The sequence below is a fragment of the Candidatus Methylobacter oryzae genome (assembly GCF_003994235.2).
Lineage (GTDB): Bacteria > Pseudomonadota > Gammaproteobacteria > Methylococcales > Methylomonadaceae > Methylobacter_A > Methylobacter_A oryzae.
Map to the genome: position 1 here is coordinate 77,456 of NZ_RYFG02000120.1, position 12,931 is coordinate 90,386.

The window sequence follows — 12,931 nt, forward strand, 5'->3', positions numbered from 1 at the left end:
TGTTTAATTGCAGAGCCTTTCAATAATCTGAAAAAGCTTTAACCCCTTTTCTATACTCCCCATTCCTGTTTGAGTTTCTGTTTATTCAATGCCAACCATTGGATAGCAATAATCGGGATCGCCGATTCTATCTCGCCGTTCTCCAACATCTGATATGCCTCGTCAAAATCAACGGCGCGTACCAATATATCCTCATCCTCGTGATCCAAGCCGTGAATGCCCCCTACTTCAGAGCTATCTACTTTGCCGCAAAACAGTGTGATCCATTCGGAAGAACCTCCCGGTGTGGTATAAAACTTATTGATGACCATTAATTGTTGAATTTCACAGCCTGCTTCTTCCATCGATTCCCGGTAAGCAACTTGTTCGGCAATTTCGTCTTCTTCGATCGCTCCTGCAACGATTTCCACCAGCCAAGCCTTATCAGGGTTTGAAACTGCGCCGACCCTGAATTGCTCGATCAATACTACTTTATCGGCATCGGGATCGTATAACAAAACCGCAACGCAGCTGCCGCGCATGAATAACTCGCGAGTTATTTCGCTGCTCCATCCTCCGGCAAACAATGTGTGTCTAAGTCGATATTTTTCCAGACGGAAGAAACCTTGGTAAACGGTTTCCTTGTTTATGATTTCAAATTGTTTATCCATTATTACCTTTGTATTCAACCTTATAAATGATGCCAAGCGCATCGTCACTGATTAATAAACTGCCATCGGGCATTTCCAGAATATCAACCGGACGCCCAATTACAGTGTGATCTTTGGTCAGCCAGCCATCGATAAATACCTGTTCAGAGACCGGCTTGCCTTGATTGAACTTTATTAATGCGACTCTATAACCTTGAGGTATTGACCGGTTCCATGAACCGTGCTCTGCAACAAACAACTGGTTTTTAAATTCTTTCGGGAATCGTTCGCCCCGATAAAAATGCATTCCCAACGGAGCCACATGCGCTTTGAACTTCCAAACCGGCGCGGTGAATTGGCGGCAGTTTTTTCCTGTGCCAAACTCGGAATCAAGAATATCTCCGCCGTGACAATAAGGAAAACCGAAATGTTCGCCGGTAGCTGTCCATTGGTTAAGCTCGTCAGGCGGCAAATCATCACCCAAATAATCGCGGCCATTGTCAGTAAAAAACAAAGCATTGGTTTCCGGTTGCCAGTCGAAGCCAACTGAGCTTCTGATACCTCTGGCAAGAATTTCGCTACCGGTACCGTCGGCATTTAACCTGACCAAAGAGGAAAAGATCGTTTTCCCCGGTTCACAAATATTACAAGGTGCCCCAATTGCCGTGTACAGCTTATTATCGGGACCAAAACGCAGGTATTTCCAGCCGTGATGTTCTTCCGATGGGAGTTGATCGTAAATTACGACAGGTTTTGGCGGATTGGCTAATTGCTGCGTGATACGGTCGAAACGGATAATGCGATTGATTTCGGCTACATAGAGCGAGCCGTCTTTATAAGCAACGCCGTTGGGCATAAATAAACGGTTAGCGATGATAAAGCGTTTGTCGGCTATGCCATTGTTATCGCTGTCTTGCACCGTATAAACCGAATCACCGGCTCCGGTGCCAACAAATACTATCCCGTTATCGCCTAAAGCTAAACTGCGCGCATTGGGCAGATTATCGGCAAAGACAGAGATACTGAAACCGGCGGGGACATGCAGTTGCTTTAGAATGTTCTGGTGACTTTCTTGTAAGGCAAAGCTTAAACAGGGATTAGCTAAAAACGAGGCAAACAATATTACTTTTACAATATGCATAAGAATCCCCTCCATTTATAAACTTTAAGTTATATTAGCACCCTTAAGAAGGGTTGGAATATGTTATTCAACCCCCATATCGATCAAACCTTAACTTATCAAAGGCTCAAACATATGATGCGCATTTTTCTTTTTATTGCAACCAATGCGGCGATATTGGTTGTTGTCAGTATTATTTTTAATGTTTTAGGTTTAAGCAGCGCTCTCGATGCTCAGGGTATCGATCTTAATCTGAATGCTCTGCTAGTTATGTCGGCAATAATCGGTATGACAGGTTCGGTTATTTCATTAGCGATGTCTAAATGGTCGGCAAAAAAAGCGATGGGAGTTTATGTGATTGAACAGCCGCAAAACCAAACCGAGCGTTGGCTGATTGACATCGTCGCCAGACAAGCCAGGCAAGCCGGTATAGGCATGCCGGAGGTCGGTATATTCGATACGCCCGATGCCAACGCATTCGCTACCGGCATGAGTAAAAACAGTGCGTTGGTAGCGGTTAGCACCGGTTTGCTGCACAACATGAATGCCGATGAAGTTGAAGCTGTCGTCGGTCATGAAATCAGCCATGTTGCCAACGGCGATATGGTGACGATGGCGCTAATGCAAGGCGTGGTAAATACCTTCGTTTATTTTTTCGCGACAGTGATTGGCCATGTTGTCGATCGCGTTGTATTTAAAACCGAGCGCGGTTACGGCCCGGCTTATTACATCACGCAAATGGCGGCTCAAATCGTCTTGGGAATTTTAGCTTCCATGTTGGTCATGTGGTTCTCCCGCTACCGGGAATTCAAGGCCGATGCTGGCGGCGCCAACTTGGCCGGACGTGAAAAAATGATCGGAGCCTTGCGCGCCTTGCAGCGTGGACACGAAGCGGAAGACTTGCCGGGTCAGTTGGCGGCTTTCGGCATTAACGGCGGCGGTGTGAGCAAATTGTTCATGAGCCATCCGCCATTGGAAGAGCGTATTGCCGCGTTGCAAAACAGCCGTTAATTGATAAAAAACGTATAACCACGAAGACACGAAGAGCGCGAAGTTTTATTTTTTCATGTCCTTCGTGTTTTCGTGGTGAATTCAACATGACCCAACATCAAACCATCCGCTTTACAATAAAATTGTCATACGACCAATATCTGAAGGTCTATCAAGGCATTGCCAAAAATGTATCCGTTATTGCCGATGACGGCCGAAGGATCGCTTTTCCGGCAGGACGAATACAGCCTTTCCTGACCAAGCAGGGCATCAACGGATATTTTGAAATGGAATTAACGTCCGAAAACAAATTCGTCAGTATTAAAAAACTGAGCTAAAAATCAAATACGAATTAAACGGATTTTTTAACAGTGCTGATCCGTCTAATTCGTGCCGTCCGTGTTCTATTTATATTGAAGGTGCGCAATTGAAAACAGAAGTTTTAGTGCTGGGAGGCGGTCCAGGAGGCTACACAGCAGCGTTTCGAGCGGCCGATTTAGGTAAGCAAGTCACGTTGGTTGAGCGTTATCCGGTTTTAGGCGGCGTTTGTTTAAATGTTGGTTGCATTCCGTCAAAAGCCCTGCTGCATGTAGCTGCGGTACTGAATGAAGCGAAAGAGCTCAGTGCTGCCGGGATCGGGTTTGCCGAACCTGATATTGATCTTGAAAAACTGCGTAGCTGGAAAAATAACATCGCTTCCCAGCTGACTACAGGCTTGGCGGCGCTGGCCAAGCAACGCAACGTGACGGTCGTAAAAGGCGTTGGACGGTTTATTTCCGACACTCAGGTCGTTGTTGAAGATGGCGATGATAGCCAAACGATAGAGTTTAAACAGGCTATTATTGCGGTAGGTTCGCAGCCGGTAAAAATTTCGTCATTTCCTAATGATGATCCCCGGTTAATGAATTCAACCGATGCGCTCAATGTTGAAAGTATTCCGCAAAAACTGTTGATTATCGGCGGCGGCATCATCGGACTGGAAATGGCGACTGTCTATAACGCGCTGGGCAGTAAAATCACCGTTGTAGAAATGCAGGACCAGATTATCCCCGGCTGCGACAAAGATCTGGTCAGGCCGTTGATGCAGCGGATCAAGAAACAATACGATAATATTTTCCTGGAAACCCAAGTAAAAAGTATCGAAGCGTTGCCGGAAGGATTAAAAGTCAGCTTCGACCGCGCGATCCCAGACGATCAAGACAAAAATGTACCCGAAATCGACCTATTCGATAAAGTGCTGGTTGCAGTAGGCAGGCGGCCCAACGGCCATTTAATCGATGTCGACAAAGCCGGTGTTAATGTCGATCAGCGTGGATTTATCCGCGTCGATAAACAGCAGCGTACTAATGTAAAACATATCTTCGCAATCGGCGATGTAACCGGAAATCCAATGTTGGCGCATAAAGCGACGCATGAAGGTAAAATAGCGGCTGAAGTCATTGCCGGTATGGCGACCGAGTGGCGGGCATTGACCATTCCTTCCGTTGCTTATACCGACCCTGAAATAGCATGGATGGGCGTGACTAAATTGCTGAGCGACAAACAAACCGGCCGCATCCTAGGCGCCGGTGTCGTCGGTACCCATGCTGGCGAATTAATTGCAGAAGCGGTGTTAGCGTTGGAAATGGGGGCCGGTGCCGAAGATTTGGCATTAACAGTACATGCGCATCCCACTTTATCTGAAACCCTGGGCTTTTCGGCTGAAATGCTGGAAGGAACTATTACTGACTTATTTGTTAGGAAACGATGAAAGAACAATTACAAAACAAAAGTGTTGTTACCAATTTTCTCGCAGTTATTATTATTTTTATCGGCTACATTGGCTCGTCAGCATTCATCAAATCCGTTGGATTTTTTGCTTTGTCAGGTGCTGTAACCAATTGGCTGGCCATTCATATGCTGTTTGAGAAAGTGCCTTATCTATATGGTTCCGGCGTTATACCGGACCGGTTTGAAGAATTTAAACTATCGATCAAGCAGTTGATGATGGAGCAGTTCTTTACCGCACAAAACATCGAACAGTTTATTGAAAACGAAGAGCAACAAGGCAAAAACTTGTTGAACATGGAACCTTTGTTGGATGCAGTCAATTATGACAAGATTTATGAAGGTTTAGTGGCTTCGATTATGGGTTCTTCTTTCGGCGGCATGTTGATGATGATGGGCGGCGAAGAAGCGTTGGTACCTTTAAAAGAACCGTTTACCGAAAAAATGAAAATCACCCTGGCTGAGATGGTCGAGTCCGACCGGTTTAAAGAGGCGTTAAAGCACGGTTTGGATGCGCACAAAATCGGCGGCGATATTGTCGGTAAAATCGAATCGGTCATCGATAAACGCCTCAGTGAATTAACGCCGCAACTGGTTAAGGAAATGGTTCAGGCCATCATTCGCGAACACCTGGGCTGGTTGGTCGTTTGGGGCGGTGTTTTCGGCGGCTTGATGGGCGCACTGTTCGTTTTCGCCTGATGGAAACTGTAAAACTGGCCTTTGATGAGTTCGGCGATCCGGCCGGCAGGCCGCTGATTATCCTGCACGGTTTTTTTGCTTCCTCGCGGAACTGGCGGCAAGTAGCTCAAAGACTGGCTGTCCGCTTTCATGTTTATGTACCGGATATGCGCAATCACGGCGCATCGCCGCATCATCCGTTAATGGATTATCCGTCCATGACGGCGGATGTGTTGCAATTCATGGATGACAACGGCTTGAAAACAGCCAATCTATTGGGCCACAGCATGGGTGGAAAAATAGCCATGTGGCTGGCGCTTAAGCATCCCGGACGGGTAGACAAATTGATTGTGGCCGATATTGCACCGGTCAGCTACCAACACAATTTCGACAACACCGTTTCAGCGTTAAAAGAGTTGCCGCTGGCTGAAATAAGCAATCGCAAACAAGCCGAAACGCTATTGGTGTCGCGCATACCCGAACTCAGTTATCGCCAGTTTCTGTTGCAAAACCTGATCTTGAAAGACGGTAAATATTGCTGGCGGGTTGATTTGGATATTTTTGAACGGATGGGGCCGAATATAGCCGCTTTTCCCGCGGCCGATCATTTAGCGCCATTTAACGGCAAGGCCGTGTTTATTGCCGGAGGCGATTCAGCATTCGTTAAGCCGGAAGATATTAACTTATTATTTCCAACAGCGGCTTTCAGCATCGTAGCTAATGCCGGCCATTGGCTGCATGTACAACAACCGGATCAGTTTATTGCACTGGTTGAAAAATTTTTAGTTCTTGAACAAACGTAACTACTTATTGGTTTTTCGGGTTTTATTTTTCTGACTGTTAAATAGTTGCAATTGCTCTTTTTGAAGGGCAGGGATAGCCAAATGCTGTGAGCAGGATTTGGTTTTTAAATCGGTATTATTGGAGTGTTTTAAATGAATAAAAAAATAAAAAAAGCTGTTTTTCCGGTTGCTGGTCTTGGAACCCGGTTTTTACCCGCAACTAAAGCCAGCCCTAAAGAAATGTTACCGGTTGTGGACAAACCCTTGATCCAGTATTGCGTTGAAGAAGCGGTAGCGGCGGGCGTCGATACGATGATCTTCGTCACCGGCCGAACCAAAAACGTCATCATGGATCACTTTGACAAAGCTTATGAGTTGGAAAATGAGCTGGCTATTCGCGGCAAGACTGAAATATTAAAAATGGTCCGGGCGATGGTGCCGCCAAACGTGTCTTTCGTATTTATTCGCCAGCCGGAAGCCTTGGGATTGGGGCATGCTGTACTTTGCGCCAAGTCGGTGGTTGGCGATGAACCGTTTGCCGTTATCTTGGCCGATGACTTGATCACTAACCGTAACGGCGATGGCTGCATGGCGCAAATGGTCGAACAATACGGCAAAAATCAGTGCAGCATATTAGGTGTTGAGCGAGTGGATGCGCAAGAAACCGACAAGTACGGTATCGTTAAAACGACAGAAGTCTCTCCGTCGGTAGGCAAGGTTGAATTGATTGTCGAAAAACCGGCTCCTGAGCGTGCTCCGTCAAACCTTGGCGTAGTCGGGCGCTATATTTTAACGCCTGCGATTTTCGAAAAAATCGAAACGACAGAACGCGGCGCCGGCGGCGAAATCCAGTTAACCGATGCTATCGCATCGTTAATGACTGACGAGCAGGTGCTGGCTTATGAATTTGAAGGTAAACGTTATGATTGCGGATCAAAGCTCGGCTATCTGCAAGCAACCGTTGAGCACGGTTTGATGCATGACGAGTTGAAGGGCGATTTCAGGGATTATTTAAAGAATCTGGCTCTTGATTAAGTTTAAGTCAATTTGTAAAAACGGATTTATCGTCTGAAACAAGCACAACCCCGGCAAAGCCATTGCCGGGGCGCCGGAATAACCGGGTTAGTCCTATGCAAACATACGGTTCAATATTCGGTTAAAGCTCGACCATTGCATTTCCTTCTGTTTGCGTGTTCGTCATAAATCTTCCTAATCTAAGCAAATGGTATGTTCTCAAGCGGCAGGACTCCGGTTTCAGCGGCAACGCCAATATAAAGCGTTCAATCGCTCGATCAGGCAATCATGTCATGCCGATTGATCTTCATTTTGCGATGTTAAATTCGGGCTAATCAAAACCTTGTCAATCCGTGAACCGTCCAGGTCGACGATTTCAAAGCGCCAAGCCTCGGTTTCATAAATTTCCGCCAACTGGGGAAGCCTTTCCAAATTAAACAAAATCATTCCGGCTAAGGTGTGGTACGCATTGCTCGATTCGCCTGGAAATTGACCGTTTATGCCGATGGCCGATTTAAGCTGGGTAATGGATATATCGCCATCGATCAACCACGAACCGTCAGGCCGTTGCGTCACTTCAAAACCGGATTTAGGAAAAATAGAAGGAAGTTCGCCAACAATCGCGATGAGTATATCCATCACAGTTACAAGTCCTTCTATGTCGCCGTATTCGTTCACAATCAGTGCCAGATCCGATTGGGCCTCCCGAAAGTGACTGAGCAGGCATGTCAGCGTCATCGTTTCCTGAACATAAAACAGCGGCCTTAACTCCTTTTCAATGTTGAATTCAGGATTGCTCAGCATTACTTTCAGCAACTCGCCGCAATGCAGAATTCCCAGTACATTTTCAAATCCGCCCCGGCAGACGACTATTTGATTATAAGGACAGCTTTCGATTTTACTGCGTAATTTATCGGCTTCCTCCAAGAGGTCGAGCGTATAAATTTCTTGACGAGGAACCATAATTGCCCCGACACGCACGCCATCCATTTTCATGACATTATTGACTAATTGGCTTTCGCTAGCATGGAATGCGCCGGATTCGGAACCCATTTCCATCATGATGCGAATATCTTCATCGGAGACGCCGGACTCTTGGGTTCGGTGCATTCTCAACAACCTGAGCAACACATGGCTGGAGGCGGACAGTAGCCAAACTAAAGGCCTTACCAATAATGACAAGCCTTGCATCGGTTTTGCAATCGTGGCGGCGATAGCTTCAGGATTTTGCAAAGCCAAATGTTTAGGCACGAGTTCTCCAAGCACCACTGAAAAGTAGGTAATTACGCTGACTGTCAGGATTAAAGCCAGCGTTTCGGCATAGGGCGCCAGTAATGCGACTGTTAAAATCGCCTCATGCAAAGGGGTGCGCAACACCTCCTCGCCCAATGCCCCGCTCAAAATTCCGACCGCGGTAATGCCGACTTGCACCGTCGATAAGAAATGTGTTGGCTTGTCGTGCAGCGCAAGCGCGGCTTTAGCCCCCCAACGCCGTTCTGAGATTAATTTTTGCAGCCGTGCTTTAGTTGATGAGACGACGGACATTTCCGACATGGAAAAAAAACCGTTTATCACTATCAACAACAGTATAAGGACTATGTTTGTGTAAAAATCCGTCATCTGATTACTCCATTAGCCCTCATAAGATTATTTCCATGAAATGAGCATATCCGAATTACGCATTTTCTCTCACCACGAAGACACGAAGAAAAAACATAAACTTCGTGTTTTCGTGGTGAATAAAAAATCGGATATGCCGGGTATATTTATTGGACATCGCCTTGAGCGGGCACTATCCCAATTTGCGGTATAAAGTGCTGCGGTCCAGGCCGAGTATCCGGGAGGCCTGGATTTTATTGCCGCCGGTTACTTCCAAAACATGGCGAATATAAGCATGTTCAATATCTTCCAGCGTCCAGCCTTGCGTCATTGCCAAGTCCAGGAAATTCTTATCGTTGACCGGTATTTTTGATGCTTGCGCCAAATCTTCCAGCAAAAGCGTGTCATGTTCGGCAAGCACGATAGCCCGCTCCAAGGTATTGGCAAGCTCCCGGACATTGCCCGGCCAATGATAGGCTCGAATCCAGCGTAAGACTTCCACCGAAATATTGACCGGCCCCTGTTTGCCAAGGCGTAAGCAAATGCTGTCGATTAAGGTCTTGGTTAATTCGTCAAGATCTTCCTTGCGCTCTCTTAACGGTGGCACTTCAAGGCTGATCACATTCAATCGGTGATATAGATCGGAGCGAAATTGTTTGTCGTTGACGCGCTGCTCCAACGGCTGGTGGGTTGCGGCAATCAATCGGACATTAACCTTGGTTTCCTTGGTATCGCCCAATGCGCGGATTTTTCCGGTTTCCAAGATCCGCAGCAGCTTGGGTTGTATTTCTAAAGGCAGTTCGGCAATTTCATCAAGAAATAATGTCCCTGAATCGGCTTGTAAAAACAGTCCGGGCCTGTCTTTGGCCGCATCGGTAAACGCGCCTTTACAAACTCCGAACAATTCGCTTTCCACTAAACTGTGCGGCAACGAGGCGCAATTAAGGGCGATAAAAGGCCCTGAATGATGTTGGCTGTTGTCATGAAGCCAACGGGCCACCGAGCTTTTGCCGGTGCCGCTTTCGCCGGTCAGGAGTATCGTGGAATTGACCGCCGCGGCCCGTTTTGCCAGGCTGATCAATTGCCGCATGCACGGGCTATGGGTTATAAAAGCACAGGCTTTGCTATTTTTATCGCCGGTAAAGCCGATTTTGACAGCCGTGCGCCGCATTTGCCGGTCTTCAAGCGCGCCGGCCACGGCGGCGTAAAGTTCTTCAATACGAAAAGGCTTGGTTAAAAAGTCGCAAGCGCCGGCGCGCATGCTTTGCATCGCTAAATCAATGCTGCCGAAAGCGGTCATTAGCAACACCAACTGTTCAGGCCGTTTATGGTGTATAGCGGCCATCAATTCCAGGCCGCGCATCCCAGGCATGATGATGTCGGATATCACCAGGTCAAAGGATTCGGTTTCGATAGCCTCAAGCGCTTTGGCAGTGTCTGTGCAGCCAACGGCCGAATAATCAGCCTGCCGTAACATGTCGATTAGATAATCGACAACACCGGGATCGTCATCGATCACTAAAAGCCGGGCGCTTGTTATCGTCATAAGAATTTTCTCCATGGCAAGTGAATAATAAACAGACTGCCTTTTCCCTGTTCCGATTCCGCCGCGATGCTGCCGCCCATTTCGGTCACCAAGGTCTTGACTACGGCTAAACCGAGGCCGGTGCCGCCTTGTCTGCCGCGGGTCGTGAAATAATGTTCAAACAGTTGGGATAGGTGTTCCGGGGCAATGCCCGTTCCGGTATCGCCTACGGTAAGCTTTAGTGCCGGAATTGTTTGATCGGCATAGCTAAGCGAAGTCCGGGACAACTCAATGGTTATCGCTCCTGTGTTGTCAATGGCCGCTAACGCGTTAGTGAGCAGGTTTAAAACGATCTGTTGAACGCTATCCTTGTTGAGCGATACCAACGGCAGTATTTCAGGGTGGACAAACGTCATTGTCACGCCTTGACGCCGCGCTTCAAAACCCAGCATATCGATCACTTCAGCGATAGCCGCGATGACGTCGCAGTTCATCGGCTCGGCCGGATGACGGGGCGCGAATTCCAGCAGGCGCTGGACAATTCGCGTGATACGGTCGGTTTGGTCGACCAATATATTGGCAATGCGGCGAACCTCATCATAATCGTCGTTGCATTTTGCGAGCGCTCTTGCTCTGCCGTTGACAATTTGCAACGGGGAACCGATTTCATGCGCAAGCCCTGCCGATAACTGACCGATCGTAATCAATTTATCCGCGTCTTGTAACGCCCGTTGTAGTTGCCGCCTGTGTTGTGTTTCGGCATCAAGTCGACGGTAAGCCGAAAATAGCTCGGCAGTCATCCGGTTAAATTCCTGCCTCACGGAAGCAAGTTCGTCCTTGCCGCTTACCGGTAAAGGCTCCGGCGGTTCCCGGCTGTTCCTGAAAGCCAACATGGCTTGACGAAGCTCCCGTAGCGGCCGGGAAATATAAACAAGGCCTAAAAATAAACAGAGCAGGGAGGTAAATACAACGAAAGAAAAAAAAGACCAAAGGATATAAGTCTTAGTTTTACTTAAATCTTCTTTCATTTTTTGTAATGATCGCACGATAGCCAAGTTGCCCGGCATAGCAGCTGAAATCTTATTAAAAGGCAGGGACAGTACCAGGAAGTCAGGTTTATCGGCGGGGAAATAATATTGTTTCATTTCGCCGTCAAGGGCAGTTTGCTGTAAAGTCTGCTCGACCTTTTCCGGCCATGCCAAGCTTTCCGCACCCGAACGGATCACAATGTGATTTTGAATGTAGATACGAACGTCAATAGAAGGCTTTAGGCGTTCTATTTGTTGCAAAAGTTCTTGCACGTCTTCAGTTTGCCGATCCCGTAAGGCATTTTCGACTGAAACGAGCAAACTGTAAGCTAATAAGCGTGTTTCTTTCTCAACATCATCGCGCAAATCTTGTGCTTCGGTTCGAAGCTGATACGTTCCATAGATGCCGAAAACCAGCAAAGATAAGGCAAACAGGGATAACGTTAATTTATAGATGATCGACATAATGCTGGATTCTGCACCGTTATGTTGCAAAAAGCAACGGCTGTATAAAAAAGCCAAACTTAACGGATTAGCTAACTATAAGAAATATAAGGTATTGTTTTTATAGCGACTTGGCTTGATTATTGCTATTTCGTGAACAGAAAGCCCATTAACTGGCCGTGCTGTTAACAACAACTCATGCGATGGGGGCAGAAATTTAATTAGCCTAATTACTTAAAATGAAAACCAGCCAAATACTGTTTATTGCATTCTGCTTGATCACTGCATCCTGCAACACAAAAAAAGAACCCGATAAGTTCGACGATAGTCATGCCGTAGTAAATCCTATAGTAAAAGACGCCACCTACAGTAAAGAATATGTAGCCGAAATTCATTCGTTGAAGTATGTAGAGGTAAGAAGCAAACTTAAAGGCTACATTGAAAAAGCCTATGTAGATGAAGGTCAGCCGGTAAAGGAAGGACAGCTGTTATTTGCGATTAGCTCTCTAACACTTGAAAAAGAGTTGCAAAAAGCTAATGCCGCTTATAAGAATGCTATGGCAGATGTGGAAATAGCTGAAGTTGAATTAAAAAACGTGAAGCTGTTGGTAGAAAAAAACATTGTCTCCAAGACCGAGCTTGATGCGATAAAAGCAAAAGTGGATGCATTAAAAGCCAATGAGGAAGAAGCGCTGGCACATAAAGAGCAGGCTGCCTTAAGACTTTCATTTTCAAAAATAAAGGCGCCTTTCAACGGCATTATCAACCGTATTCCGAATAAAGTGGGCAGTTTGATAGCGGAAGGCGATATGTTGACCTCTATATCTGACAGCCGGGAGGTGTTTGCTTATTTCAATCTATCGGAAACAGATTATCTCAATTACATTGCCGTTGGAGAAAAAAAGACCAAAACAGTGAGTTTAAAGCTCGTCAATAATGCGCTCTATGGTTACGAAGGAAAAATAGAGATGATTGAAAGTGAATTTGATCGCGCAACAGGTAATATTGCGTTCAGGGCAAGATTTCCAAATCCAGAGGGGCTTTTAAAACAGGGATCGAATGGCAAAATTATTGTAAATAAACAACTTAAAAATGCTTTACTGATTCCTCAAAAATCAACTTTTGAAATTCAAGACAAGCTTTATGTTTACGTAGTCAACCAAGATAGTGTACTAGAGCAAAGAAATATCATTCTCAAAATGCGGCTGCCGGATTTTTATGCGGTGGAATCCGGTTTAAGCAAAGACGATAAAATCGTGTTTGAAGGCGTCGAAAACGCAAGAAACGGCAGCAAAATAGCGCCTGTTTATGTTGATTTAGCTAAAACCATGTCTTCCAGTAGTATCGATTAAGCG

The 12,931-nt window shown here is 46.4% G+C and carries 12 protein-coding genes; 7 read left to right on the top strand and 5 right to left on the bottom strand.

Going from position 1 to position 12,931, the window contains the following annotated elements:
- Positions 1-50: 50 nt before the first annotated feature.
- Together EKO24_RS20315 and EKO24_RS20320 are read right to left on the bottom strand one after the other, a co-directional pair.
- Complete coding sequence (locus EKO24_RS20315; protein WP_127027005.1) at positions 51-650, bottom strand: NUDIX domain-containing protein; 600 nt, start codon at positions 648-650, stop codon at positions 51-53.
- Positions 643-1,770, bottom strand: a complete 1,128-nt coding sequence (locus EKO24_RS20320; RefSeq protein ID WP_127027006.1) for a PQQ-dependent sugar dehydrogenase — start codon at positions 1,768-1,770, stop codon at positions 643-645. Before EKO24_RS20320 ends, EKO24_RS20315 begins: the two co-directional genes overlap by 8 nt.
- A 114-nt stretch (positions 1,771-1,884) precedes the next feature.
- Here EKO24_RS20320 and htpX point away from each other — a divergent pair, with 114 nt between their 5' ends.
- The 6 genes from htpX (at position 1,885) to galU (ending at position 7,001) form a co-directional block, all read left to right on the top strand.
- The gene (htpX, locus tag EKO24_RS20325; RefSeq protein ID WP_196240043.1) at positions 1,885-2,760 is read left to right on the top strand and encodes a protease HtpX; all 876 of its coding nucleotides are present in this window, start codon (positions 1,885-1,887) and stop codon (positions 2,758-2,760) included.
- 86 nt (positions 2,761-2,846) lie between these two features.
- On the top strand, positions 2,847-3,077 hold the full coding sequence (locus EKO24_RS20330; RefSeq protein ID WP_127027007.1) for a DUF2835 domain-containing protein: 231 nt from the start codon (positions 2,847-2,849) through the stop codon (positions 3,075-3,077).
- Positions 3,078-3,151: 74 nt separating this feature from the next.
- The gene (locus EKO24_RS20335; protein ID WP_127027008.1) at positions 3,152-4,489 is read left to right on the top strand and encodes a dihydrolipoyl dehydrogenase family protein; all 1,338 of its coding nucleotides are present in this window, start codon (positions 3,152-3,154) and stop codon (positions 4,487-4,489) included.
- A complete protein-coding gene (locus EKO24_RS20340) occupies positions 4,486-5,205 on the top strand; it encodes a DUF445 domain-containing protein (protein ID WP_127027009.1) in 720 nt (239 codons plus the stop codon). Before EKO24_RS20335 ends, EKO24_RS20340 begins: the two co-directional genes overlap by 4 nt.
- A complete protein-coding gene (locus tag EKO24_RS20345; RefSeq protein ID WP_127027010.1) occupies positions 5,205-5,987 on the top strand; it encodes an alpha/beta fold hydrolase in 783 nt (260 codons plus the stop codon). Before EKO24_RS20340 ends, EKO24_RS20345 begins: the two co-directional genes overlap by 1 nt.
- Positions 5,988-6,119: 132 nt before the next feature.
- Positions 6,120-7,001, top strand: coding sequence for a UTP--glucose-1-phosphate uridylyltransferase GalU (gene galU, locus EKO24_RS20350; RefSeq protein ID WP_143733268.1), 882 nt, complete (start codon positions 6,120-6,122; stop codon positions 6,999-7,001).
- A 270-nt stretch (positions 7,002-7,271) separates the two neighbouring features.
- Here galU and EKO24_RS20355 read toward each other — a convergent pair whose 3' ends face one another.
- From EKO24_RS20355 to EKO24_RS20365, 3 genes are all read right to left on the bottom strand, one after another.
- Positions 7,272-8,600, bottom strand: coding sequence for a hemolysin family protein (locus EKO24_RS20355; protein WP_127028804.1), 1,329 nt, complete (start codon positions 8,598-8,600; stop codon positions 7,272-7,274).
- A 172-nt stretch (positions 8,601-8,772) separates the two neighbouring features.
- Positions 8,773-10,125, bottom strand: coding sequence for a sigma-54-dependent transcriptional regulator (locus EKO24_RS20360; RefSeq protein WP_127028805.1), 1,353 nt, complete (start codon positions 10,123-10,125; stop codon positions 8,773-8,775).
- The gene (locus EKO24_RS20365) at positions 10,122-11,597 is read right to left on the bottom strand and encodes an ATP-binding protein (protein WP_241674729.1); all 1,476 of its coding nucleotides are present in this window, start codon (positions 11,595-11,597) and stop codon (positions 10,122-10,124) included. The genes EKO24_RS20360 and EKO24_RS20365 overlap by 4 nt, the downstream gene beginning before the upstream one ends.
- A 218-nt stretch (positions 11,598-11,815) precedes the next feature.
- Here EKO24_RS20365 and EKO24_RS20370 point away from each other — a divergent pair, with 218 nt between their 5' ends.
- A complete protein-coding gene (locus EKO24_RS20370) occupies positions 11,816-12,928 on the top strand; it encodes an efflux RND transporter periplasmic adaptor subunit (protein ID WP_127028807.1) in 1,113 nt (370 codons plus the stop codon).
- Positions 12,929-12,931 lie beyond the last annotated feature (3 nt).

Excerpts from the sequence above, each read along its gene's own strand:
- EKO24_RS20315 (WP_127027005.1), bottom strand. The coding sequence starts at position 650 with ATGGATAAACAATTTGAAATCATAAACAAGGAAACCGTTTACCAAGGT.
- EKO24_RS20320 (WP_127027006.1), bottom strand. The coding sequence starts at position 1,770 with ATGCATATTGTAAAAGTAATATTGTTTGCCTCGTTTTTAGCTAATCCC.
- htpX (WP_196240043.1), top strand. The coding sequence starts at position 1,885 with ATGATGCGCATTTTTCTTTTTATTGCAACCAATGCGGCGATATTGGTT.
- EKO24_RS20330 (WP_127027007.1), top strand. The coding sequence starts at position 2,847 with ATGACCCAACATCAAACCATCCGCTTTACAATAAAATTGTCATACGAC.
- EKO24_RS20340 (WP_127027009.1), top strand. The coding sequence starts at position 4,486 with ATGAAAGAACAATTACAAAACAAAAGTGTTGTTACCAATTTTCTCGCA.
- EKO24_RS20345 (WP_127027010.1), top strand. The coding sequence starts at position 5,205 with ATGGAAACTGTAAAACTGGCCTTTGATGAGTTCGGCGATCCGGCCGGC.
- galU (WP_143733268.1), top strand. The coding sequence starts at position 6,120 with ATGAATAAAAAAATAAAAAAAGCTGTTTTTCCGGTTGCTGGTCTTGGA.
- EKO24_RS20355 (WP_127028804.1), bottom strand. The coding sequence starts at position 8,600 with ATGACGGATTTTTACACAAACATAGTCCTTATACTGTTGTTGATAGTG.
- EKO24_RS20360 (WP_127028805.1), bottom strand. The coding sequence starts at position 10,125 with ATGACGATAACAAGCGCCCGGCTTTTAGTGATCGATGACGATCCCGGT.
- EKO24_RS20365 (WP_241674729.1), bottom strand. The coding sequence starts at position 11,597 with ATGTCGATCATCTATAAATTAACGTTATCCCTGTTTGCCTTATCTTTG.
- EKO24_RS20370 (WP_127028807.1), top strand. The coding sequence starts at position 11,816 with ATGAAAACCAGCCAAATACTGTTTATTGCATTCTGCTTGATCACTGCA.